The 24,924-nt window shown below is 72.9% G+C and carries 25 protein-coding genes and 1 pseudogene; 8 read left to right on the top strand and 18 right to left on the bottom strand.

Going from position 1 to position 24,924, the window contains the following annotated elements; all coding sequences use genetic code 11:
* The 7 genes from AB0F18_RS24055 to AB0F18_RS24025 form a co-directional block, all read right to left on the bottom strand.
* On the bottom strand, positions 1 to 1,603 hold a 1,603-nt coding region (locus AB0F18_RS24055), incomplete at its 3' end, for a proton-conducting transporter membrane subunit (RefSeq protein ID WP_362063935.1).
* A 16-nt stretch (positions 1,604 to 1,619) separates the two neighbouring features.
* Entirely contained in the window at positions 1,620 to 2,036 is a 417-nt protein-coding gene (locus AB0F18_RS24050) for an NADH-quinone oxidoreductase subunit K (protein ID WP_362063933.1), read from the bottom strand.
* Entirely contained in the window at positions 2,033 to 2,737 is a 705-nt protein-coding gene (locus AB0F18_RS24045) for an MnhB domain-containing protein (protein ID WP_362063941.1), read from the bottom strand. Before AB0F18_RS24045 ends, AB0F18_RS24050 begins: the two co-directional genes overlap by 4 nt.
* A 20-nt stretch (positions 2,738 to 2,757) precedes the next feature.
* The gene (locus AB0F18_RS24040; RefSeq protein WP_362063931.1) at positions 2,758 to 3,048 is read right to left on the bottom strand and encodes a DUF4040 domain-containing protein; all 291 of its coding nucleotides are present in this window, start codon (positions 3,046 to 3,048) and stop codon (positions 2,758 to 2,760) included.
* Positions 3,045 to 3,359, bottom strand: a complete 315-nt coding sequence (locus tag AB0F18_RS24035; RefSeq protein ID WP_362063929.1) for a monovalent cation/H(+) antiporter subunit G — start codon at positions 3,357 to 3,359, stop codon at positions 3,045 to 3,047. Before AB0F18_RS24035 ends, AB0F18_RS24040 begins: the two co-directional genes overlap by 4 nt.
* On the bottom strand, positions 3,356 to 3,697 hold the full coding sequence (locus AB0F18_RS24030; protein ID WP_362063927.1) for an MrpF/PhaF family protein: 342 nt from the start codon (positions 3,695 to 3,697) through the stop codon (positions 3,356 to 3,358). Before AB0F18_RS24030 ends, AB0F18_RS24035 begins: the two co-directional genes overlap by 4 nt.
* Entirely contained in the window at positions 3,694 to 4,185 is a 492-nt protein-coding gene (locus tag AB0F18_RS24025) for a hypothetical protein (RefSeq protein WP_362063925.1), read from the bottom strand. Before AB0F18_RS24025 ends, AB0F18_RS24030 begins: the two co-directional genes overlap by 4 nt.
* Positions 4,186 to 4,431: 246 nt before the next feature.
* Here AB0F18_RS24025 and AB0F18_RS24020 point away from each other — a divergent pair, with 246 nt between their 5' ends.
* The 3 genes from AB0F18_RS24020 (at position 4,432) to AB0F18_RS24010 (ending at position 10,751) form a co-directional block, all read left to right on the top strand.
* Positions 4,432 to 7,371, top strand: coding sequence for a HAMP domain-containing protein (locus AB0F18_RS24020; RefSeq protein WP_362063923.1), 2,940 nt, complete (start codon positions 4,432 to 4,434; stop codon positions 7,369 to 7,371).
* 8 nt (positions 7,372 to 7,379) lie between these two features.
* A complete protein-coding gene (locus AB0F18_RS24015) occupies positions 7,380 to 9,665 on the top strand; it encodes a SpoIIE family protein phosphatase (RefSeq protein WP_362063921.1) in 2,286 nt (761 codons plus the stop codon).
* Between the two features lie 84 nt (positions 9,666 to 9,749).
* Positions 9,750 to 10,751, top strand: coding sequence for a SigB/SigF/SigG family RNA polymerase sigma factor (locus AB0F18_RS24010; RefSeq protein ID WP_362063919.1), 1,002 nt, complete (start codon positions 9,750 to 9,752; stop codon positions 10,749 to 10,751).
* Here AB0F18_RS24010 and AB0F18_RS24005 read toward each other — a convergent pair.
* The 5 genes from AB0F18_RS24005 to AB0F18_RS23985 all read right to left on the bottom strand — a co-directional run bounded on the left by AB0F18_RS24005 (position 10,661) and on the right by AB0F18_RS23985 (position 16,661).
* The gene (locus AB0F18_RS24005) at positions 10,661 to 11,980 is read right to left on the bottom strand and encodes a phosphatase PAP2 family protein (protein ID WP_362063917.1); all 1,320 of its coding nucleotides are present in this window, start codon (positions 11,978 to 11,980) and stop codon (positions 10,661 to 10,663) included. The genes AB0F18_RS24010 and AB0F18_RS24005 overlap by 91 nt on opposite strands.
* A 139-nt stretch (positions 11,981 to 12,119) precedes the next feature.
* Entirely contained in the window at positions 12,120 to 12,893 is a 774-nt protein-coding gene (locus AB0F18_RS24000; protein WP_362063915.1) for an SDR family oxidoreductase, read from the bottom strand.
* 89 nt (positions 12,894 to 12,982) lie between these two features.
* Entirely contained in the window at positions 12,983 to 13,840 is an 858-nt protein-coding gene (locus AB0F18_RS23995; RefSeq protein ID WP_362063913.1) for a fumarylacetoacetate hydrolase family protein, read from the bottom strand.
* Between the two features lie 41 nt (positions 13,841 to 13,881).
* Positions 13,882 to 15,168: a helix-turn-helix domain-containing protein gene (locus tag AB0F18_RS23990; protein ID WP_362063911.1), complete on the bottom strand. Its 1,287-nt coding sequence runs from the start codon at positions 15,166 to 15,168 to the stop codon at positions 13,882 to 13,884.
* A 461-nt stretch (positions 15,169 to 15,629) separates the two neighbouring features.
* On the bottom strand, positions 15,630 to 16,661 hold the full coding sequence (locus tag AB0F18_RS23985) for a hypothetical protein (RefSeq protein ID WP_362063909.1): 1,032 nt from the start codon (positions 16,659 to 16,661) through the stop codon (positions 15,630 to 15,632).
* Positions 16,662 to 17,056: 395 nt separating this feature from the next.
* Here AB0F18_RS23985 and AB0F18_RS23980 point away from each other — a divergent pair, with 395 nt between their 5' ends.
* Positions 17,057 to 17,674 (top strand): LysE family translocator, encoded by a 618-nt coding sequence (locus AB0F18_RS23980; RefSeq protein WP_362063907.1) that lies wholly within the window; start codon positions 17,057 to 17,059, stop codon positions 17,672 to 17,674.
* A gap of 91 nt (positions 17,675 to 17,765) precedes the next feature.
* Here the strand turns inward: AB0F18_RS23980 and AB0F18_RS23975 are convergent, their stop codons facing one another.
* Complete coding sequence (locus AB0F18_RS23975) at positions 17,766 to 19,130, bottom strand: NAD(P)-binding domain-containing protein (RefSeq protein ID WP_362063905.1); 1,365 nt, start codon at positions 19,128 to 19,130, stop codon at positions 17,766 to 17,768.
* Positions 19,131 to 19,270: 140 nt separating this feature from the next.
* Here AB0F18_RS23975 and AB0F18_RS23970 point away from each other — a divergent pair, with 140 nt between their 5' ends.
* Together AB0F18_RS23970 and AB0F18_RS23965 are read left to right on the top strand one after the other, a co-directional pair.
* Positions 19,271 to 19,639 (top strand): metalloregulator ArsR/SmtB family transcription factor, encoded by a 369-nt coding sequence (locus AB0F18_RS23970; RefSeq protein ID WP_362063903.1) that lies wholly within the window; start codon positions 19,271 to 19,273, stop codon positions 19,637 to 19,639.
* Positions 19,640 to 19,738: 99 nt separating this feature from the next.
* Positions 19,739 to 19,867 (top strand): hypothetical protein, encoded by a 129-nt coding sequence (locus AB0F18_RS23965; protein WP_362063901.1) that lies wholly within the window; start codon positions 19,739 to 19,741, stop codon positions 19,865 to 19,867.
* Between the two features lie 16 nt (positions 19,868 to 19,883).
* Here AB0F18_RS23965 and AB0F18_RS23960 read toward each other — a convergent pair whose 3' ends face one another.
* From AB0F18_RS23960 to AB0F18_RS23950, 3 genes are read right to left on the bottom strand one after another with little or no spacing between them, the layout of a single operon-like run.
* On the bottom strand, positions 19,884 to 20,939 hold the full coding sequence (locus AB0F18_RS23960) for an ArsO family NAD(P)H-dependent flavin-containing monooxygenase (protein WP_362063899.1): 1,056 nt from the start codon (positions 20,937 to 20,939) through the stop codon (positions 19,884 to 19,886).
* Positions 20,936 to 21,730 carry an MIP/aquaporin family protein gene (locus AB0F18_RS23955; protein WP_362063897.1) on the bottom strand — a complete coding sequence of 265 codons (795 nt, stop codon included), beginning with the start codon at positions 21,728 to 21,730 and terminating at the stop codon, positions 20,936 to 20,938. Before AB0F18_RS23955 ends, AB0F18_RS23960 begins: the two co-directional genes overlap by 4 nt.
* Positions 21,731 to 21,769: 39 nt before the next feature.
* Positions 21,770 to 22,084 carry a metalloregulator ArsR/SmtB family transcription factor gene (locus tag AB0F18_RS23950; RefSeq protein WP_362063895.1) on the bottom strand — a complete coding sequence of 105 codons (315 nt, stop codon included), beginning with the start codon at positions 22,082 to 22,084 and terminating at the stop codon, positions 21,770 to 21,772.
* 103 nt (positions 22,085 to 22,187) lie between these two features.
* Here AB0F18_RS23950 and AB0F18_RS23945 point away from each other — a divergent pair, with 103 nt between their 5' ends.
* Together AB0F18_RS23945 and AB0F18_RS23940 are read left to right on the top strand one after the other, a co-directional pair.
* Positions 22,188 to 22,604, top strand: a complete 417-nt coding sequence (locus tag AB0F18_RS23945) for an arsenate reductase ArsC (RefSeq protein WP_362063893.1) — start codon at positions 22,188 to 22,190, stop codon at positions 22,602 to 22,604.
* 57 nt (positions 22,605 to 22,661) lie between these two features.
* Complete coding sequence (locus AB0F18_RS23940) at positions 22,662 to 22,805, top strand: hypothetical protein (protein WP_362063891.1); 144 nt, start codon at positions 22,662 to 22,664, stop codon at positions 22,803 to 22,805.
* Positions 22,806 to 22,865: 60 nt separating this feature from the next.
* On the opposite strand, the pseudogene AB0F18_RS23935 reads toward AB0F18_RS23940, so the two are convergent.
* Together AB0F18_RS23935 and AB0F18_RS23930 are read right to left on the bottom strand one after the other, a co-directional pair.
* Positions 22,866 to 23,441: pseudogene (locus AB0F18_RS23935) on the bottom strand (LodA/GoxA family CTQ-dependent oxidase); the annotation flags it as partial.
* A 404-nt stretch (positions 23,442 to 23,845) separates the two neighbouring features.
* A complete protein-coding gene (locus tag AB0F18_RS23930; RefSeq protein ID WP_362063889.1) occupies positions 23,846 to 24,430 on the bottom strand; it encodes a hemopexin repeat-containing protein in 585 nt (194 codons plus the stop codon).
* Positions 24,431 to 24,924: the final 494 nt, after the last annotated feature.

The following is a 24,924-nucleotide window of genomic DNA, read 5'->3' as shown; positions in this document are numbered from 1 at the left end:
GGGGCGGGCCGGCCGCGGCGGTGGTCCGGCCGGTCACGGCGGCGGCGTAGCCGGACGGGTCGCAGAAGCGTGCGGCGGCCCGCGCGATCCGGTGGGCGAGAGCGGGCAGCAGGCCGACGGCCAGGGAGCCGGCGAGCAGCAGCGCGGGGACGGCGAGCATCACGGGGGGCACCCGGCGGCTGGGGTCGCGCACCTCCGGCTCCTCCCCGCTGCCGGTGGTCTCGGGGCCCGCGTGCCGCTGCCGGGGGGTGGTCCCGGCGCCGGCGAACACCCTCAGGGCGGCGCGGAGCACCGCGCCGGCCGTGACGGCGGGGACCAGCAGGAACACCGGCAGCAGCCAGGGGGCTTCCCGGGCCGTGGCGTGTTCGGCGACCGCCTTGCCCAGGCCGGTGCCGAAGGGCGGCAGGCCCGCCAGTGCCAGGGCTCCCGCCAGGGTGAGGGCGCCGGCCGCCGTGAGGTCGCGGCCGCGGCCGTACAGCCCGTGTTCGTCGACGGAGCCGAACCGGTCGAGGAGTACGCCGACCAGGGCGAACAGGGCGGCTTTGGCGCCGGCGTGGCCGAGGGCGTACAGGGCGGCCCCGGCGGTGCCGGCCGGGGTGAGCAGGGCGGCCGCGCACAGGAACAGCCCCATGTGGCCGACGGTGGAGTAGGCGAGCATCCGCTTGAGGTGCCGCTGCTGCCAGCAGAGCACCCCGCCGGTCAGCGCGGTCAGCGCGCCGAGGGCGAGGAAGGTGGTGCGGAAGGCCTCCGCGGGGATGCCGCCGGGGCCGGAGAAGACCGTCCAGTAGACGCGCAGCAGCCCGTAGAGGCCGAGTTCGACCATCACCCCGGACAGCAGCATGCACACCGGGGTGGGCGCTTCGGCGTGCGCGTCGGGCAGCCAGAAGTGGAAGGGCACGGCGGCGGCCTTGACCAGCATGCCCGTGGCGATCAGGGCGAAGGCCGCGGCGACCGCCGGTCCGGTCGGCTGCCCGTCGAGGGCCGCGCCGATCCGGGCGAGGGCGAGCTCGCCGGTGCGGGCGTAGAGCAGTCCGATGCCGAGCAGGGCGCAGTACCCGGCGACCGATCCGGTCAGCGCGAAGGCGAGGGCGCCCTGGAGGGGCCGGGGCTCCTCGACGCGGTAGGCGGTGAGGGCGTACGCGGCGACGCCCATCAGCTCGAAGAAGACGAAGGCGTCGAACAGGTCGCCGGTGAGGGCGAATCCGCACATGCCCGCTTCGAAGAGGAGCAGCAGGGCCGGGAAGGAGCCGCCGTGCCCCCGTTCGGTCTCCGGTTCGTCGAAGTAGCGCCAGGCGTAGCAGAGGGCGGCGAGGACGAGGGCGGCGGCGAGGAGGGCCAGGCCGGCGCCGATGCGGTCGGCGGCGAGGACGATGCCCACGCTGCGGCCGCCGACGGGGGTCCAGCCGGCGACCCAGCTGATGATCCGGCCCTCCCCCGCGGCGGCCCACAGCCCGGCGAGCAGGGCCAGTTGGGCGGTGGCCCAGGCGGTGGCGAGGGCGTCGGCGGCGATCCTGGGCAGCCACCGGCCGGGGCCGGCGAGCAGGACGGCTCCGAGCAGCGGCCAGGCGATGGTGAGCGGCAGCAGGGCGGTGGCGGGCGGCACGGCGGCTAGTGGGGTCTCAGCCCTTGAGCCCGGTCAGGGCGTCGGGGTCTGCGGTGCCGTGCCGTTTGGCGGTCTGCAGGACGAGGGCGAGCAGCAGGGCGCTGACGGAGGCTCCGACCACGACGTCGGTGAGGGTGAGTGCGTGGGCGACGGGGTCGGCGACCGGGGTTCCGGGCGGGATGTCGGTGAAGTAGGGGGCGGTGCCGCCGCTGCGGTAGCCGACGGCCAGCAGCAGGACGTACGTGCCCGACTGGAGGACGCTGAGACAGCCGATGGCGTGCACGGCGTGGCGGCTGGTGACCAGGCCGTGGAGGCCGGCGAGGAAGATCCAGCCGGCGGCGAGGTAGGGCAGCGGGTCGGTCGTCGCCGGCCCGGCCGCCACGGCGGTCGTCAGATGGGCCGTCAGGGGGGTCAGGGGGGTGGTGGTCGTCATCCGGTCTCGATCTCCAGGGCCTGGTCGAGGAAGGCGGCGAGGAGCACGACGAGGGCGGAGCCGACCTCCACGCCGACGGCCGCGTTGAGCAGGGGCACGATGCCGCCGGAGGTGAGCTGGCCCAGCGTGCCCCAGGGCAGGACGTTCTCCAGGTAGGCCGAGCCCCAGGCCAGTCCGGCCAGGCCGAGGGCGGCGAAGGCGCCGGCGGCCGTGGCGTCGGCGAGGTCGAGGACGGTCCGGGGCCGGACCGCGCGCAGGACCCGGTAGTCGGCCGCCAGGTACGCGACGTGCAGTCCGGTGGCGAGGACCACCCCGCCCTGGAACCCTCCGCCGGGGGTGAGCTGCCCGTGGGCGACGACGTACACGCCGGTGACCAGCGCGACGGGCAGCAGGAGGGTGCCGGCCAGCCGGACGGTGGACAGGACGCGGCCGGGGCGGGGGCTGACGACGTGCTCGTCGCGGGCCCGGCGCAGGACGAGCACGGCTCCGAGGACGGCGGTGAAGAGGATGAACTCCTCGCCCAGGGTGTCGAATCCGCGCTGGTCGAAGTTGACGGAGGCGACGGCGTTCGCGGTGCGGCGCTCCAGGGCCGTGGGGACGGCCAGGTCGGCGTAGGGGTGGAAGGGTCCGCCGAACGCCGGGAGCCGTCCGCAGGAGAGGCCGTAGCAGAGGGCGATGGCGACGGCCGCGCACCAGAACAGCCGGTTGCGCGCGGAGCGGCTCACCGGTTCCCGCCCCGGCCGCCTCGCCCCGCTTCGCCGCCCGGACCGGGCTGCCGGCGGATCCTGCGTACGGTCAGCAGGATCAGCAGCGGGGTGACGACGGTGCCCACGGCCAGCTGGGACAGGGCCACGTCGGGGGCCTGGAGGAAGGTGAAGAGGAGGGCGAGCAGCAGTCCGAGCTGGCCGAGCACGACGGCCTGGCGGACCGGGTCGCGGGTGCGGACGGCCGCCGTGGCGACGGCGGCGACCAGCAGCACGGTGATGTCGACGAGGATCCCGACGGGGGTCACGGCGGGGATTCCCGGGGCAGGCGGCCCTCGTCCACGGCGGTGGAGCGGCCCACGGCGAGGGTGGTGAGGGTGCCGCCCAGCACCATGAGCGCGGCCACGACCAGTAGTTTCCCCGCCTCGCGGCCGGGCCCGGCGGCCACCGCGAGGGCGAGCACGCACAGCGGGGCCCCGAGGGAGGAGGCGGGCGCGAGGGCGTGCAGGTGCGCGTACGGCCGGGGCAGTGCCAGCAGGGCGGCCCCGGACAGCAGCAGTACGCCGGTCCCGGCGGCGAGCAGCACGACGGCGCAGGCGGTGCGGGGTTCCACGGTCACCCGCCTTCCCCGGGCGCGGCGGGCCCCGAGGGGGCCGGGGATCCCTTGGCCGGCTCGGTGCCCTGCGGGCGGCCCAGGACGCGGGCGAAGACCAGGACGCCCACCGGGCCGAGCACGGCCAGGACGAGGCCGAGGTCCTCGTAGCCGCTGCGGCCGAAGCCCCGTGCGGCCAGGAGGAGTACGACGGTGGCCGTGGTGCCGGTCAGGGCCAGGCCGGCCAGCCGCTGCGGCGGGGTGCCCCGGCAGCCGGCCAGCAGGCCGGGCGGCAGGCCGAGGAGCAGCAGGACGGCGGCGGCGCCGAGCCAGACGTTCCACTGCCCTCCGGTGCCCGCGCTCACCGGCGGCCGCCGGTGGTCAGGGCCGTCTCCAGGGGGGTGGGACGGCCGGGCAGGGTGTGGGCGAGCACGGTGGGGCCGGAGGGGTCGAGGTCGACGACGTACAGCCCGGGGGTGGCGGAGAGCAGCCCGCAGGCCCAGCCCGTTCCGCTGCCGCGGCGCAGGCGCACGGTGTGGAACCGGCCGGTGACCCGGTGGCCGCGCAGGACGCGGGCGGTGGCGGCGGCGAGCCGGGCGGTGTCCGTGAGGAGGGCGCCGGGGAAGAGCAGCAGGGCGGTGAGGAGCCGGGCGCGGCCGCCGGTCCGGGCCGCAGCGGCGCGGCGTACGGCGCGCGCGGCCACGGCCGCCAGGAGGGCGCCGCCCGCGGCGACGGCGAGTTCGGGCCAGGACAGGGTGCTGATGAACAGCACCTGGAGGACGAGCGCGGCCGCCCACCACCCGGCCAGTTCCGTCGCGGCCAGGGCCGTCGGGCCCGTCGCCGTACCCGCCATCGCGCCTCCCCGCCGTCCCGTCGCCGTGCCGTTCTGCCGTGCCGGCCGTCGTGCCGTCCTGCCGGTCGCCGAGCCAGGTCTACCTCCCTCCCCGGCGCGGGGCCCCGGGCGGGCGGGGGGCACGCCGGGCGGCGGCCGCCGCGTCACCGGTACGGAGTAGGACGGACGGCCCGGTGCGAGCAGGGCGCCCGTGGGGACTTCCCGTGTCACAGTGGAGGCGACGGCTCCTCTTCGGGACTGAACACCATGGACGAGACAGACAGAACGCTGGAGCAGATGCTCGCGGGCCTGACGGCGGTCCGCGACGGCAATCTGGACACCCGGCTTCCGGAGGACGCCGGCGGCCTGCCCGGAAAGATCGCGGCCGTCTACAACGACATGGCCGCCCAGCTGTCCCTGGTGACCACCGAGGTGACCCGGGTGGCCCAGGAGGTCGGCGGTCAGGGGCGGCTCGGCGGTCAGGCCCGGGTGCCGCCCGTGGGGGGCGTCTGGCGCGAGCTCACCGACAGCGTCAACAACATGGCCGACAACCTGACCTCCCAGGTGCGCAACATCTCCCAGGTGGCCACGGCCGTGGCCCGGGGCGACCTCACGCAGAAGATCAGGGTCGACGCGCGCGGGGAGATCCTGGAGCTGAAGGAGACCATCAACACGATGGTCGAGCGGCTGTCCTCGTTCGCGGAGGAGGTCACCCGGGTGGCCCGGGAGGTCGGCACCGAGGGAAACCTGGGCGGCCAGGCCACCGTCCACGGGGTGTCGGGCACCTGGAGGGACCTCACCAACAACGTGAACTCGATGGCGGACAACCTGACCAACCAGGTCCGCAACATCGCGCAGGTCACCACGGCCGTCGCCGAGGGCGATCTGACCCGCAAGATCGACGTGGACGCCCGCGGGGAGATCCTGGAGCTGAAGACGACCATCAACACGATGGTCGACCAGCTGGGCTCGTTCGCCGACGAGGTGACCCGGGTGGCCCGGGAGGTCGGCCGGGAGGGCCGGCTCGGCGGCCAGGCCGAGGTCGCGGACGTCTCGGGCACCTGGCGCCGGCTCACCGAGAACGTCAACGAGCTCGCGGGCAACCTCACCCGCCAGGTACGGGCCATCGCCGAGGTCACCAGCGCCGTGGCCCGCGGCGACCTGACCCGTACCGTCGCCGTCGAGGCACCGGGTGAGGTCGGCGCCCTCAAGGACAACATCAACTCCATGGTGAAGTCACTGCGCGACACCACCCGGGCCAACGAGGAGAAGGACTGGCTCAAGACCCAGCTCGCGCGTCTGTCCACCGGGATCCAGGGCAGGCGCGACCTGACCACGGTGGCCGAGCTGATCATGCGCGAGGTGCCGCCGCTGGTCCACGCGCAGTACGGCTGCTTCTTCCTCGCCCAGGAAGGCCCCGAGGACCGCCCGGAGCACGGGGGTCCCGAGCTCGTCGCGATCGCCTCGTACGGGCTGCCCGACGACCCCGCGGCCGGTCCGCGCCGCTTCCGCGTGGGCCAGTCCCTGGTCGGCCAGGCGGCCGCCGACCGCAGGGTGGTCGTCGTGGACGAGCTGCCGCCCGGGTACGCGCCCGTCCTCACCGGCACGGGCTCCGCCGACCCCTCCACCCTGATCGTGCTGCCCATCGTCTTCGAGGGGCAGGTGCTCGGCGCCCTGGAACTCGCGTCCCTGCGCCCGTTCGCGGCCCTGCACCGGGACTTCCTGGAGCAGTTCACCGAGCTCCTGGGGGTCAACGTCAGCTCCCTGACCGCCAACGCCCGTACCGACGAGCTGCTGGGGCGCTCCCAGCGGCTGACGGCCGAGCTCAGCGCCCGGTCCCGTGAACTCCAGGCCCGTCAGCGGGAACTCCAGCGCAGCAACGCCGAACTCCAGGACAAGGCGGCCCTGCTGGCCGACCGCAACCGGGACATCGAGCGGAAGAACCACCAGATCGAGCAGGCCCGCCAGGAGTTGGAGGAGCGGGCGCAGGAGCTGGCCCGGGCCTCCCTCTACAAGTCGGAGTTCCTGGCCAACATGAGCCACGAGCTGCGCACCCCGCTCAACAGCCTGCTGATCCTCGCCCAGCTGCTCGCCCAGAACCCCGAGGGCAATCTGACGGAGAAGCAGGCGGACTACGCGGCCGTGATCCACTCGGCCGGCTCCGACCTGCTGCAGCTCATCAACGACATCCTCGACCTGTCGAAGGTGGAGGCGGGGCGGATGGACGTGCACCCGGAGCCGGTGTCCGTCCAGCGCGTCCTGGACTACGTGGACGTCACCTTCCGGCCCGTCGCCGAGGAGCGGGGCCTGCAGTTCACCGTCAGCGGGGCGCCGGCGGCGGGAGAGGGGCTGGTCACCGACGAGGCACGGCTGCGGCAGGTGCTGCGCAACCTGGTGTCGAACGCGCTGAAGTTCACCAAGGCCGGAGGCGTCTCCCTGCGCGTCCAGCACGCCGCCCCCGAGGAGGTGCCCGACCCGCTGCGCGGAGCGGGCACCGTACTGGCCTTCCGGGTCATCGACACCGGCATCGGCATCGCCGCCGAACAGCTGGAATCCGTCTTCGACGCCTTCCAGCAGGGCGACAGCGGCGCCGACCGCGCGTACGGCGGCACCGGGCTCGGTCTGTCCATCAGCCGCGAGGTCTCCAAGCTGCTCGGCGGCGTCCTCACCGCCGAGAGCGCGGTGGGCCAGGGCAGCTGCTTCACCCTCTACCTGCCGGAGCACGAGGGCCGCCCGGAGGCGCGGGCCGCCACCCTGGACGCGGCCGAGGGGGAGCGGGAGGGCGCCGTCCCCGGCGCCTTCGACACCGGTCCGGTGGACGACGAGGGGCTGCGGGACCGGACCGTGCTCCTGGTCGACGACGACACGCGCAACGTGTACGCCCTCGCCGAGGTGCTGAAGTCGGCGGGCATGCTGGTGCTGACCGCCGACAACGGCGAGGCCGGCATCGCGCTGCTGGCCGCGCATCCGGAGGTCGACCTCGTCGTGATGGACCTGATGATGGCCGGCCTGGACGGCTACGCGACCACCCGCGCCATCCGTGCCGTGCCCCGGCTGGCGGAGCTGCCCGTGGTCGTGGTGACCGCGAAGGCGATGCCGGGCGACCGGGCGGAGGCGCTGGCCGCCGGGGCGTCCGACTACGTGGTCAAACCCGTGACCCCAGACCGGCTGCTCACGGCGCTGCGGACCTGGCTGGCACCCCGCTGAGGAGGCCCATGACCCTGTCCGAGAGCGGGCTCTCCTCGGCCGTCGCGGACCTCACGGCCGAGGTGGCGGTCCTGCACGCCGACCGGGCCCGGCGCAGTCTGCTGGACCTCGCCTGCGGCGTGCTCGTGGCCCAGCTGGCCCTGTCCCCCGCCGAGGCCGCCGACCACCTGCTCAGGCTGGCCGTGTCGACCGGGCTGAGCGCCACCGACCTCGCGGCGGACGTCGTCAACGCGGCCGCCGGCCCGGACGCCCGTCACGACGGCGGCCCGGCTCCGGCTCCCGCGTCCGTGCCGGCGGCCGAGGCCCGGCGGATCCGCCGGGGAACCACGGCCGTCCTGACCTCGGACACGGCCTCGGCCGCGGCCGAGGCCCTGATGGAGGGCGGGCTGCGGCGGCTCGGCGCCGAAGCCGTCTACCTGTGGCGGCGCACGGAGACCGACTGCCTGGAACTGGCGGGGCAGGCCGGGGCGACCCCGCTGGAGGCCGCGCACTGGCGCTGGGTGCCGCCCGAGACCGACGGCCCGCTGCACCGGGCGCTCACGGTGGGGCTGCCCGCCTGGTTCCCCGAGGGACCGGGGGCGGAAGGCCGGCTGCCGGGGCCGCGCCCCGAGGCCGCCCGGGGGCTGGTCCCCCTCCCGCGTGCCGGGCGGGTCGCGGGGCTCGCCCTGGTCGTCTGGTCCGGCCCCACGCCCCTGGAGGACACGGTACGGACCACCGTGGCGGCCCTGTGCCGTCCGGCCGGGCAGGTGCTGGACCACATCGATGCCGGTCCGGCGCCGGTGCCCCGGCTCACCGCCGTCCTCGCCGAGCTCGCCCTGCCGGCGATGCTCGTCAGCGTGGAGGTCCCGGCCGGGGACCGGGCGCGCGCCGGCTTCGACCGGGCCCACACCGTGGACTACCTCAGCCCCGCCGCGCTGCGCACCCTCAGCCCCGTTCCCACGCCCGTCGGTCGGCCCCTCGCACAGCTCTTCCCCGCCGTGTACGAGGAGCTGGTCGGGCTCCTCGCACGGGCGGACGCCACTGGCGCCCCGCAGTACGCCTCCGCCCTGCCGGCCGCGCCGCCCAACGCCCCGGACCCCGCCGCGCCCGGGATGGCCGAGGTCCGGGTGCTGCCGCTGGGGGGCGGGCGCTGCGCGGTGCTGTGGCGCACCGACGACCGGCGCGGCCCGCCGGTGACCCGGGCGCTGGCGCGGCTGGACCGGCTGGCCGTCTTCGATGAGGACCTCGTCGCCGGCCGCACCCTGTGGAGCGCGCAGGCGTACCCGGTCTTCGGGCTGCACCCCGAGCACCCGGCCGTGCCGCTGCGGGCCCTGGGAGCCCGGCTGCACCCGGAGGACGCCGGCCTGCTGGAAGGCCTGCTGTCCTCCCTCACCGACCGGCAGGAGGGCGGGCAGATCCTGGTCCGGGTGGTACGGCCCGGCGGCGGGGTGCGCCGGGTCCGCATCTCCGCGGAGCCGGTGCTGACGGGGAGCATGCTGACCGGGATCGTCGGCGTGTTCCAGGACATCTCGGCGCAGCACCACACGGAGGTCGCGCTCACGGCCACGTACGACCAGCTGTCCGCCGCCCGGACCGAGGCCGAGCTGCGCGACCACCTCGTGCTGGGGCTCCAGCACGCCATCGTCCCGGAGGCCCCGCCGCTGGAGACCCCGCCCGGACTGCGGGTGGCGGCCCGCTACCGGCCGGCCGCGGTGGAGTACCGGGTGGGCGGCGACTGGTACGACGTGCAGTCGCTGCCCGACGGAAGGGTGCTGGTCACGGTCGGGGACATCGCCGGGCACGGCATCGGGTCGGCGACCGCCATGATCGCCCTGCGCGGGGCGCTGCACGGTCTGGCCTTCACGGGGCACCCCCCGGGCCGGCTGATGGGGTGGCTCAACGAGGTGGCCCTGCGCACGCCCGGGCAGCCCACGGCGACGGCCGTGTGCGCCCTGTTCGACCCCGCCGACCGTTCGCTGTCCTGGTGCGGGGCCGGCCATCCCCCGGTGCTGCTGCTGCGCGGCGGGCGGGGCCGCTTCCTGCGGGGCCCGTCCAACATCCTGCTCGGCGCGCTGCCCGACGCCGCGTACGCGGACGCCTCCACCGAGCTGCGCTCCGGGGACACCCTGCTGCTGTACACGGACGGGTTCGTCGAGCGCCGGCACGTGGGGCTGGACGAGAGCCTGGAAGCGCTGCGCCGGGCGGCCGAGCGGCAGCGGTCCGGACCGGCGGAGGAGCTCGCGGACCGGCTGATGGAGGTGGTCCTCGGGGACACCGACGACGACACCAGCCTGGTGGTCGTACGGGTCACCTGACACGCCACCGGACCAGTCAAAAGGGTCGTATCACGAGGAACGGGTATGAAACAGGCGTAGCCCTACGGACCGGAGGTCCGTTCCATGACCCGAACGCAGAAGACCCCCACCCGCCCCGCCCACGGGACGCACCCGCCACAGGGCTCCCCGGCGACCCCGCTGGGGGAGCCCGTGGCGGACCTGTTGGCCGAGCCCCTCAAGGCCAGCACCGCCGACGCCCGGACCCTCTCGCGGGACCTGTTCCGCCGGCTGGACGTCCTGGAGGAGGGCACGCCCGAGTACGCGTACGTCCGCAACACCCTCGTCGAGCTGAACCTCAGCCTGGTCAAGTACGCCGCCCGGCGCTTCCGCGGCCGCAGCGAGCCCTTCGAGGACATCGTGCAGGTCGGCACGATCGGCCTGATCAAGGCCATCAACCGGTACGACGTCGGCCGCGGGGTGGAGTTCACCACCTTCGCGCTGCCCACGGTCACCGGAGAGATCAAACGTTTCTTCCGCGACACCAGCTGGGCTGTGAAGGTCCCCCGCCGGCTCCAGGAGCTCCGGCTGAACCTGGCCAAGACCTCCGACGAGCTGGAGCAGGACCTGGGCCGGAGCGCCACCGACGCCGAGCTGGCCGACCGGCTCGGGCTGACGGAGGCCGAGCTGGCCGAGGGCCGCCGGGCCGCCCAGGTGTACGCCTCGCGCTCGCTCGACGCACCCGCACAGGAGGACGCCGACTCCGGCTCGGCCCAGCGCCCCCTGGGCGAGGAGGAGCCGGTCTACGAACGCATCGACTGTCTGGAGTCCCTCAAGCCGCTGCTGGCGGAGCTGCCCGAACGGGACCGGGAGATCCTTTCCCTGCGCTTCGGCCAGGAGCTCACCCAGTCGCAGATCGGCGAACGGCTCGGCATCTCGCAGATGCACGTGTCCCGGCTGCTCACCCGGACCCTCACGACCCTGCGGACGGGCCTGCTGACGGACCCGCCGCCGGAGCCCGCCGAGGACGACCCCGCTCAGACCAGCTCGGGCTGCGCCTCGCGCCGCGGCTGCGGCACGCGCACCGGCGAAGCCTCGCGGTCCCACAGCCGGGTGGACCGTACGTAGCCGGCGACCACCGAGGCCGCCGCCAGCACCAGCAGCGGACCGGTCAGCCACGGCAGCGCGGCCAGCTCCTGCGACAGGAAGCGGTACGAGGCGAGCAGCCCGGCGAAGACGGCGGTGCCGTAGCCGACGAGGAGGCCCGCCCGGCGGTCCCAGCCCCGGGCGAACGCCCGCAGGGCCGCCTCGATCGTGACGGTGAACACCACGCCGGCGAGGATGTCCGCGCCGTAGTGGTAGCCGAATCCCAGGGTCGCGCCGAGGGTGGCGACCAGCCAGAAGGCGCCGAGGTAGCGCAGGGCCCGCGGACCCTTCCGGGAATGGATGAAGATCGCGGTGGCCCAGGCCGTGTGCAGGCTGGGCATGCAGTTGCGGGGGGTGAAATCGTCGAAGACCATCGCCTGCGGGGTGCCGAGCGGCGGAGGCGTGTTCGGCCAGAGGTCGGCCAGGGCCCAGTGCCCTCCGTCGGCGCCGTAGGCGAGGATCGGGCCGACCACCGGGAAGACCATGTAGATGCCGGGGCCGAGCAGCCCGATCACCAGGAAGGTGCGCACCAGGTGGTGGGCCGGGAAGCGCCGTTCGGCCGCCACGTTGCGCAGCTGGTACAGGGCGACGAGGACCGCGCCCACCGCGAGCTGGATGTAGACCCACTCCAGGACGTGGGCGCCGACCGCGCCGGTGGCCTGGACGATCCTGCCCGCCACCCAGGAGGGGTTGCCGAGCGCGTGGTCGGCGGTCGCCACGTACTGGTCGAGCACCATCGGGCGGGTCTTCGCGGTGATGTCCAGCCAGGTGTAGCCGGTCTTGCGGCCGGCCACCAGCAGCAGGGCCAGCCCGACGCCCTTCAGCAGCAGCGCCCGCTCCCGGCCGGTGCGGCGCGTGACGGCGACGACGGCGCAGGCCAGGGTCACGATCAGGGCGCCGTTGCCGAACATCGTCGGTGCGCCGGCCGACCAGCGCACGAGCCAGAAGACCAGGTCGATGCCGATCGCGGCGCCGACGGCGATGAACCGCTGCCGCCAGCCGAGGGCCACCAGCATCAGCGTCATGGCGGCGTACAGCACCGTCCCCGACCGCGGAGGGAAGATCACCTCGCGCGCCTGGGCGGTGATCGGACCCGGCGTGCCGTAATGGCGCGAGGCGATCTCCAGTGCGACGAGGAATCCGAGGCCCACCAGGCTGACGGCAGCCCACAGCACCACCCGGGGCCGCCGCCACACGGCGGGATCATCCATTCCGCCGTCTTTTCGGGAAAACACTCGCGATACCGCAGATATCAATTTTCAGCCGATGTTCATGTTTCGACGTGATCGTTGTGAGGCCGAACATGTTATCGGAGTGGCCGGGTGCGCGAACACGGGCCGAACGGCCGGGCTAGAGCACCGGGGACTGGCCTCCGTCGCAGCGCAGTGCCGTGCCGGTGATGTAGGCGGCCGCTTCGCTGCACAGGAACGCGGCGCTCTGGGCGAACTCCTCCGGCGAGCCGTAGCGGTTCATCGGGATGCGGGCGGCGGACCGGGCGCGCTCGGCTCCGACGGTGTGGCCCGCGACGGCCGCGCGGGCGGCGTCGAGCTGTTCGACGCGGCCGGTGGCGATGCGTCCGGGAAGCAGCATGTTGACCGTGACCCCGTCCGCGGCGACCTCGGTGGCCAGCATCTTCAGATAGGCGGCGAGTGCGGTGCGGCCGATGCCGGAGAGGGCCAGGTCGCCGATGGGGGCGGTCACCGCGCTGGACCCGATGGCGAGGACCCGTCCCCATCGCCGGCGCCGCATGTCCGGCAGTGTGAGGGAGAGGAGCCGGTGGTGGGTGGTGACGAGGGAGTCGACCGACGCGCCGAGCTCGTGGTCCTGGATCTCCGTGACGGTGGCGGGCCGCGGTCCCGGACCGTTGAGGACCAGGATGTCGATCGGGCCGAACGCGGCGGTGGCCCGTTCCACGAGCCGTGCCGGTCCCGTGGGCGTGAGCAGGTCGACGCCGACGCCGGTGGCGGAGGGCAGCTCCGCCGCGATGCCGCGGGCCAGCTCCTCCCGGCGGCCGCTGACGACCACGCGGGCGCCCTCGCGGGCGAGCGCCTCGGCGACCGCACGGCCGAGGCCGGACGTCGACGCGCACACCAGCGCGGTCCGGCCGGCGATTCCCAGTTCCATCGCTTCCTCTCCCTGCCTTTCGCTCCGTGGGGCGGAGGGCCGGCCGATGCGGCCGGCCGGCCCCCGGATGGTGCGTGCGCCCGGCGCTGCTAGCGCGCGGCCCGGCGCACGGTGTTGCGGAGGGTGCCGATCCCCTCGACCACGGCTTCGACGACGTCGCCGTCCTGGATGACCCCGGCCCCGGGCGTACCCGTGGAGAGGACGGATCCCGCGTCGAGGGTCATGCCGCCGGAGAAGTGGGCGACCTGCCAGTAGGGGTCGCGCATCATGGCCGAGACCTGGTTGGTGGCGATGGTCTCGCCGTTCACCACGGTGGTGATGCGGATCGAGGAGAGGTCCCCGACCTCGTCCGGGGTCACGACCCACGGGCCGAGGCTGCAGAACGTGTCGAACGCCTTGGACCACGGGATGTAGCGCGGGTTGACGCGGATCGCGTCCTCGGCGGTCATGTCCAGGATGGTCGTGTAGCCGAAGATGACGGAGGGGGCGTCCTCCGGTGCGACGTCCCGGCAGGTCCGGCCGATCACCACGCCGAGCTCGGCCTCCGCCGTGACGCGGTCCGACTGGGCGGGCAGGACGATCTCGTCGCCGTTGCCGATGACGCAGCTGCTCGGACGCAGGTACGAGCCGGGGGTGCCGACGGGCTGCTCCACGTCGAGGTCGGCGGCGTGCCCCCGGAAGTTCAGTCCGACGCCCCACAGCTTGGGCGGGTTGCGGTAGATCGGCCCGAAGGCCACCTCCGCGGAGCGGACGGCCTTGGCCGTGGCCTCCGGATCGGCCAGTGCCTCCCGGATGCTCCCGAGCTGGTCTCCGACGACGACGTCGAGCAGGGTCGGGCCGAGCGCGGTTCCGGTCAGCTCGGCGAGGACGCTGAGCTGGACGATCCCGCCGTCGACCGCGATGCCGACGTCCTCCCGGCCGTCCAGGGTCATGGTGCAAAGGCGCATGCGTACGTACTCCGTTTCCAGGAACAGACGATGAAGGGAATTCAGCTCGCGCGGAGCGAGAGCCTGGGGGCGAGCGGAGAGCGACTCCGCATCGCGGCCCGGACCAGATGGAGGAGGGTGAAGCGGACGGGACCGCCCGGCTTCGAGGGGACCTCGACGATCAGGCCGGCGTGCAGCAGTGACTGGAGGGCGAGGGCCGCCTGGGCCCTCGGGAGGCCCGACTGCCGGACGACCTGGTCGACGGTCCAGCCTCCGGACCGGCCGGCGAGCCGGAGGGCCAGGTCCTGGATGACGGGGGTCTGCCGGGCGAGTACGCCCTGTGCGGCCGCCACCGGGTCGGTCCGCATCGCGGGGTGGCTGGCGAGGGCTTCCGGCTCCTCCCGGGCCATGGTCAGCAGTTCGTCGACGGATATGACGGTGGCCCAGGAGGCGGCGGATTCGAGGGCGCTGGGCAGGCCGTCCAGACCGGCGCTGATCTCCGCGAGCTTGCGCAGATCGCCTTCGCCCGGCTGGAAACCGGGCCGCAGGTCGGCCAGGCGCCGCAGCAGGAAGTCCAGGGCCGGCGCGTGCGGGGCGGAGACCTGCGCCGCCCCCGCCCGCCGGGTGGGGAGGGGGGACACCAGGAACCTGTGGTGGTCCGAGACGTCGTGGGGGACGCGCCCGGTCTCCAGGACGCTCAGGCGGGGGCACGCGCGGATGAGGGCCCACACGGTCTCGCGGCGGACCTGTCCGTCGTCGTTGCCGTCGAGGACGAGCAGCGAGGCGCGGTCTCCGATCTGCCGGGCGAGCCTGCTGACCCCCGCGCCCTCCCCGACGAGCAGGTCGGCGATCGCCGCCTGCAGCGGTCCGCGGTCGAACTCCTCCTGCAGCTGGACCCAGAGGACCGGCACGGACGTCGTGGCCTCGACGGATCCCGCCGCGGCGACCGCCAGATGCGTCTTGCCGACGCCCGGGAAGCCGGACAGGACGGTGAGGCGCTGCTGATCGTCCTGCAACTGCCCAACGAGTGAGGCGAGTTCGCGGGTGCGTCCGATGAGGGGACGGGCCAGGAGACTGGTCGGCAGGCTGAGGGCCTCGAGGAGCACCTCGTCGACCTCGCCGCCCGCCGAGAGCTCGAACGACAGCCGCTCGTGGGTGGCCAGCAGCAGTGCGTCCGCTAGGAGCCGCACGGTCTCCCGGCGCGGCGCGGCCACCCGCCCGAGCTCCAGGTTGCGGACCGCCCGCACGCTGACCGTGGAAAGGTCGGCCAAGGTCTTCTGGCTCAGCTGAGCCCTCTTGCGATACCGCTGGAGCTGGACTCCGAAGTCCTCGACATTCGCCCAGTTCATCATCTTCGATTACTCCAGATGTGAATACGCGCACGCCGCCGCAATGATGGGAGTGACGGTTCCGTACGCGGCCGGCAGCCACTCCCGGTAGGGAATTCCCCTGGCCCCCGTTAGCCGGATCAGTACATATCGGCGGATCAGTCGGCGTACCGACTGGCCCGACCCTAACTGGAGTCGGTTGAAGCACGGAACCTCACGCGATCAAGCGTTGAGTTCCGCTTGGAGGCATATCGGCACTTGTGGTGGCCGCCACGTGCCTCGTGCCGCCGTCTCGATCGGAAGGGAATGCCGCGTATAGCCGCATGATCCCGGTATAGAGCCTTGCGTTTACCGCCACGGTGGCGTGAATCCTGCGCATGTGACGGCTGCGTGCGGGCCGTGCGTGTGAGGCATGTCATGCGCACGCCCGGCGGTCGGCCGCCCCGGAGCGCCACCCCGCGGCGGCCGGCCCGCCCGGGGCCTCAGGGCCGCAGGGAGACGGCCAGCTCCTTGACGAGCTGCTCCGTCGGACGGACGCGCTCGACCTCCGCGACGGCGGTCATCAGCTCGAAGACGTCGACGTCGGCCGCCTCGGCGCAGCGCGTGATCAGCGGGAAGAAGCTGGAGTGGGTCTGCGTCAGGCCGCCGAGCACCTGGAAGGTCCGGTCGTCGTGCAGCCGCGGGAGGGGGCGCACGACGGTCTCGCTCAGCTGGGCCAGGGCCCGGTAGTCGTAGGCGGCGCCGGCCCGGTGCCGCGTCAGGATGGCGGCGAAGGCCTCGGTCACGGTGTTCCCCGCACCGCGCCCGATGCCGTCGAGGGTGGCGTCCACGTAGCGTGCCCCTCCGGTCGCGGCGGCCAGCGCGTTGGCGTTGGCGAGCCCGAGGTTGTCGTGGCCGTGGAAGCCGAGCGGAACGGCCGTCTCGGCGCCGACCCGCCGGAAGAGTTCCTCGACCTCGTGCGGCAGGTAGCCGCCGACGGAGTCGACCAGGTAGACGGCGTCGGCCCCGAAGCCGGCGCACCGCCGGACCACGGACACGACCCCTTCCTCGTCGAGGACGTTGGTCTTCATCAGGTTCACGAACGTCCGCAGGCCCCGTTCCTTGGCCAGCTCGACGAAGTGTGCGGCCGGGGACACGTCGGTGATGTCGACGCCGATGCGCACGAATCCCATTCCGGCCTCGGCGGCGCGGATGAGGTGCTCCGGCTCGGCGAGCCCGGGAATGCAGAACATCCCCCAGGCCGCCCGGCGCAGCGTCTCGGCCGCGACGGCAAAACACCGCTCGTCGCTGACGAGGCTGGGCCGGGACAGTGCCTCGCCGGCGTTGAGGCCGAGGCCGTGACCCAGTTCGACCAGGCCCAGTCCCGCATTCTCCAGGCCCGACAGGACGGCCCGGATGGTCTCCTCCGTGAATCTGAAGTCCACGGAATAACTGCCGTCCCGAAGCGTGCAGTCGAGAATCTCGGCCGTCGCTGCGGTACTGCGTTCAACGGACTCTTGCAATACGCCGGTCATGGAAACTCCCTAACCAGAGGAAAGTCGCTCAGGGCTTCACAAGCTACCCGGGGCCGAAGTGCCGGAGGGGGCACTGAAAGAGGCACTTTCACTGCCTCTGGCATTGACCAAGCTGCCGCCTTGCGCGTCCCGTTGATCCTTGTATGGTCTCCACGGCGGTGCGGATTCCGCTGGTCGGCGCCGCGATTCGCCGGAAAGGGAGCGCATTCACGGGACAGGCCCTATCCGAAAGTCGGAGGACCCCTACAGGGCGAATGGACCCCCGGTCGTGAAATGGCTCGTGCCCGCAAGACCGCGAGCCGCTGCCGCCCGCACGAGGCGTACTCCGACGGCCCTGCAGTCGCGGCCCCGTAGCCTCCGAGACCGGACTTCACCGACCGAAGGAGGCTGACGTCATGCCCACGCAACTGCCCCTCTTCGTCCTGACCACTTGGCTCCTGGCGATGCTGCCGGGTGCCGGACAGGCGATGATGATGAGGCAGACCCTGGAGGGCGGGCTGAACGCAGCGAGGGCCACCATCGTCGGCAACGCGGTGGGACTGCTCGTCTGGTCCCTGTCGGCGGCGGCGGGCCTGTCCACGCTGCTGCTGACCAACCCCGGGTTCTACACCGTCGTACGCATCGCCGGCGGCCTGGTGCTCGTCGTCCTGGGGATCAACACGCTCCGCACACAGCGCGGCGGCCCGACGCCGCCGGGACCGGACGGCCCGCGCCGGAGGAGCTGGGGCGCCTTCGGGACGGGACTCGCGACGAACCTGGGCAACCCGAAGGCCGGTGTCTTCGCGGTCTCGGTGCTGCCGCAGTTCGTCACCGCACACGGCCCGGCCTTCGCTTCGATCGCACTGCTGGGCGCCGTATGGGCGTTCGTGAACGCCTGCTGGTACCTGCTGTTCACCTGGGGCGTCAGCCGCGGCCGGGCCCTGATGACCCGGCCGGCCGTGCAGCGGGGGCTGCGCGTGGTCACCGGGCTGGTACTCCTCGCGCTCGGGGCCGCCGTCGCCGCCGGGGTCTGACGGCGAAACCGGCAGGACGGCGCGGGGCCGACCGCGGCCGGACCCCCCTTCCCGGTCGCGGCCCCGCGGGCCTCGGTGTTGGGCATGTGGGTCAGCAGCCGCCGGAGGAGGCGGGCGCGCCGATGGTGAGGGTGGCCGGGGCCGCGCAGCAACCGCCACCGTTCTGTTCGGTGGTCTCGGGCTGGTCGAAGAGGCCGGCGCCGCCGCAGACACCGGTCTCGGGCAGGGCGAGTTCGACGCGTTCGGCGGCTTCCTGGTCGCCGGCGAGGTGGGCGGCGATGGAGCGGACCTGCTCGTAGCCGGTCATGGCGAGGAAGGTCGGGGCGCGGCCGTAGGACTTCATGCCGACCAGGTAGACGTCCTTCTCCGGGTGGGTCAGCTCGTTCACGCCGTGCGGGTAGACGGTGCCGCACGAGTGCTGGTTCGGGTCGATCAGCGGCGCCAACTCGACGGGGGCCTGGAGGCGCTCGTCGAGGCCGAGGCGGAGCTCGTCGAGGAAGGTGAGGTCGGGGCGGAAGCCGGTCAGCACGATCACCTCGTCGACGGCGTCGAGGCGGCGGCCGTCCTCCCCGACGAGGATCAGGCGGCCGTCGGTGTCGCGCTCGATGGCCTCGGTGCGGAATCCGGTGACTGCGTCGGCGTACCCGTTGTCGACGGCGGCCTTGGCCGCGAGGCCGAGAGCGCCGCGGGCGGGGAGCTGGTCGGCTTCGCCGCCGCCGAACGTGGCGCCGGAGATGCCGCGGCGCAGGACCCAGAGCGCCTTGGTGCCCGCGCCGTCCTCGGTCCTGGCGAGGTCTGCGAGGTAGGCGAGGGCGGTGAAGGCGGAGGCGCCGGAGCCGATCACGGCGGTGCGCTTGCCCACATAACGGGAGCGGACGGCCGGATCCTTGAGGTCGGGGACGCGATAGGCGATCCGGTCGGCGGCGGCCTTCTCGCCGAGGGCGGGCAGGCCGCTGCCGCCTGCCGGGCTGGGGGTGGACCAGGTACCGGAGGCGTCGATCACGGCGCGGGCGAAGACGCGCTCCTCGCGGCCGTCGGCGTGCTCGATGTGGACGACGAAGGGCTGGGCGTCGCGGTCGGCGTCGACGATGCGGTCGCGGCCGGTGCGGGAGACGCCGGTGACGCGGGCTCCGAAGCGGACGCGGTCGCCCAGGACGTCGGCGAGGGGCTGGAGGTAGAGCTCGGCCCAGTCCCCGCCCGTCGGGTAGGAGGCCGCATCCGGCTTTACCCAGCCGGTCGGGGCGAGGAGCTTCTCGGCGGCCGGGTCGACGACCTCACCCCACCGCGAGAACAGGCGTACGTGCGCCCAGTCGCGGGTGGCGGCACCCGCGTGCGGGCCGGCCTCCAGGACGACGAAGTCCAGGCTGCGGTCTTCGAGGTGGGCGGCGGCGGCCAGGCCCGCGGGCCCGGCCCCGATCACGACGACGGGCAGGTCGGTGGTGGCAGGCGCGTTCACGATCGGCTCCCGGCTGTTTCGATGTCTGTCGATGACTTGCGTGATCAGCATGGCACCTGTTTCGATATGCGTCAACATAGACATTCATCGAATTCAGGGGCCCCTCCCGTCACTGGTTCGATATGTGTCAACATAGACGTATGTCGAATGTGAAGGCGTTGCCGCTCCTTGAGCCCGAGGCCGTAGCGCCCTGCTGCCCGCCGCTGAACGAGCGCCCCATGTCGGCGGAGGAGGCCGAGGTCGCGGCGAAGATGTTCAAGGCGCTCGGCGACCCCGTGCGGCTGCGCCTGTTCTCCGCCGTCGCCTCGCACGAGGGCGGAGAGGCATGCGTGTGCGACATCTCCGACGTGGGCGTCTCGCAGCCGACCGTCTCCCACCACCTGAAGAAGCTCAAGGAAGCCGGCCTGCTGTCCTCCGAGCGGCGCGGAACCTGGGTGTACTACCGGGTCGAGCCGGCCGTCCTTGCCGCCATGGGCGCGCTGCTGACCGGCGCCGCGAAGGCGGCATGAGCATCCTGCTGGAGCGCCGCAGCCCAGCTGTCACCTGACGATGCGGTGGATTCAGCCACGGAGCGGGTATCACCACGGCCCGAGGGGAAGCAGCGGGATATGACGAGCGGCTCCGTCATGGACCGGCAGGCCGTGTACGACGACTACGAGCGCGCCCGGTACACGTTCCACCGCCCCACCCGGCATTTCGACTTCCACCACCGCCGGCTCACCCTGCCCGGCCGCTGAGCAGTACGGCGGCAGGTCAGCGCAGGAGATCGGCGATCTGCCTGGCTGCCTCGCGAGCCGGGCGTCCGACGCCGATCAGGGTCGCGGAGGCCGGCCCGGTCCAGTCGCCGTACCCGAGCAGGTGCAGGCGTGGGTCGTCGACGGCTCGGGTGCCGTCCGTGGCGATGCGCCCGCGTGTTCCGCGCAGGCGCAGCCCGGCGAAGTGAGCCAGCGCCGGACGGAAGCCGGTGCACCAGATGACGGCGTCGGCCTGGGCACGGATGCCGTCGGCCCACTCCACACCGGTCTCGGTGAGGCGGGTGAACATCGGCTTCGCGGTCAGCAGCCCGGCATCGCGGGCCGCACGTACGGGTGGGACGGCGACGACGTCGCCGAGGGAGGCGACGCCGCCGGTGTCGGTGCGGCCTTCGTCCAAGGCGCGGCGCCGGGCGGTGGCGTGGTCGAAGAGGGCGCGGCCGTCGATGTCGTCCGCCAGATAACGCGGAGGCCGCTGGGTCACCCACGTCAGCTCGGTGGTACCGGCGAGGTCGGCGGCGATCTGGGCGCCGGAGTTCCCTCCCCCGACCACGATCACCCGCTGTCCGGCGAACTCGGCAGGGCTGCGGTACTGGACGGTGTGGAGCTGGCGCCCGGTGAACTCCCGGCGACCGGGGACGGCGGGCAGGAAGGGGCGGGTCCAGGTTCCTGTGGCGCTGATGACCGCGCGGGCCCGCCAGTCACCGCAGTCCGTCTCGACCCGCAGGAAGGCGCCGTCGCGGTGGACCGCCGCGACCCACACACCGTGCTGAACGGGGAGTTCGTACCGCTTCTCGTAGTCCGCCAGGTACGCCACGACGTGTTCGGCTTCGGGGTAGACCTGGCCCTCCTGCGCCGGCATCAGCCGGCCAGGCAGGGAGGAATAGGCGGCCGGCGAGAAGAGACGAAGCGAGTCCCAGGTGTGCTGCCAGGCTCCGCCGGGCGCGGCCTGGGCGTCGAGGATGACGTGCTCGATGCCCAGGCGGCGCAGGTGGTAGCCGGCGGCGAGCCCGGCTTGGCCGCCGCCGATCACCACCACGCCGGTGTGCTGGGTCATGCTGCGGGCTTTCCCTCGCCGGTCTTGCCCCGCAGGAAGATGACCGCGACGAGAGCCAGGCCGACCACGGCGCCGATCAGCTGCATGCCGATGAAGCCGGCCACGGAGGCGGGGGCGATGCCGGCGAAGGTGTCGGTGAAGGCGCGGCCGATGGTGACGGCCGGGTTGGCGAAGGAGGTGGAGGAGGTGAACCAGTACGCGGCGCCGATGTAGGAGGCGACCGCGACGGGCGCGAAGCGGAGCCGGTCCGTCTTGGCCAGGCCGAAGATCAGAAGGATCAACCCGGCCGTGGCGACGACCTCGCCCAGCAGCAGATTCCCTGCGGAGCGGTCGTGCGTGGACCACTTGACCAATGGCTCGCCGAACATCGCGTCCGCCAGGATCGCGCCCGCGACCGCGCCGGCGATCTGGGACGGCACGTACACGGCGAGCTCGCGGGCGTTCACGCCGGCGCCCCCGCGGCGGGCGGTCCACCACTCGGCCAGCGTCACGGCCGGGTTGAAGTGCGCACCGGACACCGGTCCGAGGAGGGCGATCAGGACGCCGAGGCCGAAGACGGTGGCGGTGGAGTTCGCCAGCAGCTGCAGCGCGACATCGTCCGTGAGCTCGGTGGCCTGGATCCCGGAGCCGACCACGATCGCGACCAGGGCGGCGGTACCGACCAGCTCGGCGGCCGCACGGGCGGTCAACGGCGTACGGGGCGGGGTCACGCCAGGGGCGGTCTGCGGCGCCTTGGCGGCTATGACGGATTCTGCTGCGGGCGCGGCGCCGACGGGCTCGGTGGCGGTCAAGACAGGTTCTCCTCGGGCAGGTGAGGCCAAGCGGGACGGTTAGGGGCAGGACCGCTTGAGGTTCGCTTCGGCGGTGGCGCGCGCGGTCTGGGCGAGGTCGGCGAACTGACCGGCGATGCCTTCGATGACTTCCGGGCGCAGGCGGTAGTAGATGAACCTCCCGCACGGCTCCGTCTCCACGACCCCGGCCTCGCGCAGCACCTTCAGGTGGTTGGAGAGGTTGGTCTGCTTGGCGCCCGTCTCCTCCACGAGATGGGTGGTGCAGAGCGTCTCCTTGGCGAGGAGGGTCACGATCCGGAGCCTGAGGGGGTCGGCCAGAACCCGGATCAGATCAGTGTCGACTGACGTCATCATGGACTGATACTGTCACATCATTGAGGGCTGACACCAGTCCGGGCTGAACCATGCCGCGGGTCTGCGGCGTGGCGCAGCCGTGCCTGCCATGAAGGAAAAGCCGATGTCCGCGAACCCGCTCGCGTCCGTTCTCTTCGTCTGCATCCACAACGCCGGCCGCTCCCAGATGGCCGCAGGCTTCCTGCGCCACCTCGCCGGCGACCGCGTCGAGGTCCGCTCTGCCGGCTCGATGCCGGGCGACCGGATCAACCCCTCCGCGGTGGCCGCGATGGCCGAGCTGGGCATCGACATCTCCGACCAGACGCCGAAGGTGCTGACCCCCGAGGCGGCCCAGGCGTCGGACTACATCATCACCATGGGCTGCGGGGACGCCTGCCCGTACTTCCCCGGCAAGACCTATCTCGACTGGCAGCTCGACGACCCGGCCGGGCAGGGCGTCGAGGCCGTGCGACCCATCCGCGACGAGATCAAGGGCCTCATCCAGGGCCTGATCGCCGAGATCGACGCGAACAAGGCGTGAGCAACGGGTAACCGAGGCGATCCCCGCCGGTCGGTACGGGCCAGCGCGTGGCAGGCCATGAAGCCGGGCTTCGTCGGCTCCGAGCAGAGCCGCTGGGCGTGCGCGGCGGAGGCGGTGGAGGCCGCCCGCTTCCTCGTCCTCATCGGCACCGGCATGGGAAAAGGGGAGGCCCTCGGCCTCCACGGAACGAGGTCCACCTGACCGGAGGCGTGCTTTACGTGCGCTGCACCCTGTCGACGACAGCGAACATCTAGAGCCACCTCACCCGGCAGGCAGCCCGCGAAGCCGTCGACACCCTCCCGTTTCCGCGGCACAGTCACCTCCGCGGTCGCCACTGGGCGGCCGGAATCCGCCAGACCGTGCAGCGCAGCCGGTCCGCCCTGTGGCGGGCCAGCCGCCCCCGGGACACCGCACCAACCGCGCCTGTCGCCGTACGGGGTGATCTCTCCCTCCCCGTCGCCGGCCCCTTCGCGAACAGGTCGGTGAGCAGGTCCCACACGGTGAACGCGTCTTCCAGCTCGGGGGCGAACTTCGGAGGCGCGACGACGATCCAGGCCCGCTCGGCTCGGATCGGGTCGCGCCCCGGAGGTGGACGACGGCTTCGACGGGTCCGTCGCAGGTGTCGTCGTACCAGCCGTCGTTGTCGGCGAAGTTGTCGCAGGGCGCGCCCATCGGTGACCCGGCGGCTCCGCTCCCCCCGAGAACAAGCAGCCGCCCCTGCTCATCGGTCCGCACCTCCCCGAGAGGTACGTCCACGCCCGCGAACGCCCCGCCGTCGAGCCTGTGCCGCTCTCCGGGCCCGCGCAGCGTCCGCGCGCCCGGGTCGATGACGAGGCTGCCGGGCTCCGCCCCCTTGTCGCGGAGGGTGTCCCCGGCGAACCGCGTTGAGGACCGCGCTGCACTCGGCGCGCTCCTCGTCGGTCATGAGCGCTTCGGCGTCGCTGGGGTCCCAGGTCCATACAGAGGTCGGATTCCCCTGCTCGTAGACACGGATCTGCTTCGCGTCGCTCGTGCCGCGTACGCCGGTGATGAACATGCTCACGATGCCTCTCCCACGGTTGCCACTACCGGCCGCAGAGGGAACATGGCCGTGGAGGTGGCCGACGGGTTCCGTCGGCCACGACCACCGGCTGGCGTCGCCTATACCCGGCCACCGCGGCGTTGCCAGGTGCGGGGGCTCGTCAGCCGTCGTCGCGGACGCACACCGCGTACACGGTGGTGTCGCGGGTCCTTCCCGACGGTTACGGGAGGCCGGGCCAGTTGGCGGCGATGGGCCTCGGGTACCCGTCGTCGACCTTGTCGGCCGCGATGTCGTACCGCACGTACTCGGACCCGCGGAAGAAGTACGCCTTGCCGTTGTTCCACACCACGCCGCCGTCGAGGTCCGATTCCCACAGGCCGGGCCAGTTGCCGGCGATCGGCTTCGGGTACCCGTCGTCGACCTTGTCCGCCGCGATGTCGTAACGGACGTACTCGGAACCGCGGAAGAAGTACGCCTTGCCGTTGTTCCACATCACGGCGGCGTCGATGTGGTCCGGGAACAGCCCCTTCCAGTGGGTGGCGATCTTCTTCGGGTAGCCCTCGTCGACCTTGTCGGCCGCCATGTCGAAGCGGACGTACTCGGTGCCGCGGAAGAAGTACGCCTTGCCGTTGTTCCACACCACGCCGGCGTCGACGCGAGAGGGGAACAGACCCGTCCAGTTGCCGGCGATTCGCGCCGGGTAGCCGGGGTCGACCTTGTCCTTGGTGACGTCGTAGCGGTAGTAGTTCCCGCCGTCGAACAGGTACGCCTTGTCGTTGTTCCAGAGCACTGGTGCGGTCACCATTTGCCGAACACCTCCTGAGTGTCTCGGTCGGTTCGTGGACTTGCAGCGTCAAAGTTCCACGCCCGTCCGACGCGAGGAAGAATCGGCCGGAGCTTGATCGTTCCTGCAATGGACATGACCACCCGCACAGCCCAGTAGTGTGCCCGGCTGGCCACAGCCGACCACCGGCGAGGCTGGTTTTGAGGCGAGGTGAGGGAACCTTTCAGCAACGACACGTGGGCCGGGGCGGGCAGCGGCCCGGAACGACTCCCACTGGCGCGCGATGTCAGGTGTGACCAGGGTGTCCCAGCGCCCTTCAAGGCGGCTGAGCAAGCCGGCGACGAGCTCGGCGGCGGAACGGGCGACTTCCTCGGTGATGCCGAACACATCCGTACGGTAGCGGCGAGTTGGTGGCCCACCGACCAGTGGCTGGCGAGCTGCGGATGAGCTCGTGGCCTCAGGCGGTCCGGCGCACCGCCCGCCCCTGCCGGCCACCGTGCGGACACCGCTCCCGG

The organism is Streptomyces sp. NPDC029216 (assembly GCF_040648015.1).
Taxonomy (GTDB): Bacteria; Actinomycetota; Actinomycetes; order Streptomycetales; family Streptomycetaceae; genus Streptomyces.
This window is presented reverse-complemented; position numbering and strand designations above follow the sequence as displayed.

Excerpts from the sequence above, each read along its gene's own strand:
- AB0F18_RS24050 (WP_362063933.1), bottom strand. The coding sequence starts at position 2,036 with ATGACGACCACCACCCCCCTGACCCCCCTGACGGCCCATCTGACGACC.
- AB0F18_RS24025 (WP_362063925.1), bottom strand. The coding sequence starts at position 4,185 with ATGGCGGGTACGGCGACGGGCCCGACGGCCCTGGCCGCGACGGAACTG.
- AB0F18_RS24020 (WP_362063923.1), top strand. The coding sequence starts at position 4,432 with ATGGACGAGACAGACAGAACGCTGGAGCAGATGCTCGCGGGCCTGACG.
- AB0F18_RS24015 (WP_362063921.1), top strand. The coding sequence starts at position 7,380 with ATGACCCTGTCCGAGAGCGGGCTCTCCTCGGCCGTCGCGGACCTCACG.
- AB0F18_RS24010 (WP_362063919.1), top strand. The coding sequence starts at position 9,750 with ATGACCCGAACGCAGAAGACCCCCACCCGCCCCGCCCACGGGACGCAC.
- AB0F18_RS24005 (WP_362063917.1), bottom strand. The coding sequence starts at position 11,980 with ATGGATGATCCCGCCGTGTGGCGGCGGCCCCGGGTGGTGCTGTGGGCT.
- AB0F18_RS24000 (WP_362063915.1), bottom strand. The coding sequence starts at position 12,893 with ATGGAACTGGGAATCGCCGGCCGGACCGCGCTGGTGTGCGCGTCGACG.
- AB0F18_RS23995 (WP_362063913.1), bottom strand. The coding sequence starts at position 13,840 with ATGCGCCTTTGCACCATGACCCTGGACGGCCGGGAGGACGTCGGCATC.
- AB0F18_RS23990 (WP_362063911.1), bottom strand. The coding sequence starts at position 15,168 with ATGAACTGGGCGAATGTCGAGGACTTCGGAGTCCAGCTCCAGCGGTAT.
- AB0F18_RS23985 (WP_362063909.1), bottom strand. The coding sequence starts at position 16,661 with ATGACCGGCGTATTGCAAGAGTCCGTTGAACGCAGTACCGCAGCGACG.
- AB0F18_RS23980 (WP_362063907.1), top strand. The coding sequence starts at position 17,057 with ATGCCCACGCAACTGCCCCTCTTCGTCCTGACCACTTGGCTCCTGGCG.
- AB0F18_RS23970 (WP_362063903.1), top strand. The coding sequence starts at position 19,271 with ATGTCGAATGTGAAGGCGTTGCCGCTCCTTGAGCCCGAGGCCGTAGCG.
- AB0F18_RS23965 (WP_362063901.1), top strand. The coding sequence starts at position 19,739 with ATGACGAGCGGCTCCGTCATGGACCGGCAGGCCGTGTACGACGACTAC.
- AB0F18_RS23960 (WP_362063899.1), bottom strand. The coding sequence starts at position 20,939 with ATGACCCAGCACACCGGCGTGGTGGTGATCGGCGGCGGCCAAGCCGGG.
- AB0F18_RS23950 (WP_362063895.1), bottom strand. The coding sequence starts at position 22,084 with ATGATGACGTCAGTCGACACTGATCTGATCCGGGTTCTGGCCGACCCC.
- AB0F18_RS23945 (WP_362063893.1), top strand. The coding sequence starts at position 22,188 with ATGTCCGCGAACCCGCTCGCGTCCGTTCTCTTCGTCTGCATCCACAAC.
- AB0F18_RS23940 (WP_362063891.1), top strand. The coding sequence starts at position 22,662 with ATGAAGCCGGGCTTCGTCGGCTCCGAGCAGAGCCGCTGGGCGTGCGCG.
- AB0F18_RS23930 (WP_362063889.1), bottom strand. The coding sequence starts at position 24,430 with ATGGTGACCGCACCAGTGCTCTGGAACAACGACAAGGCGTACCTGTTC.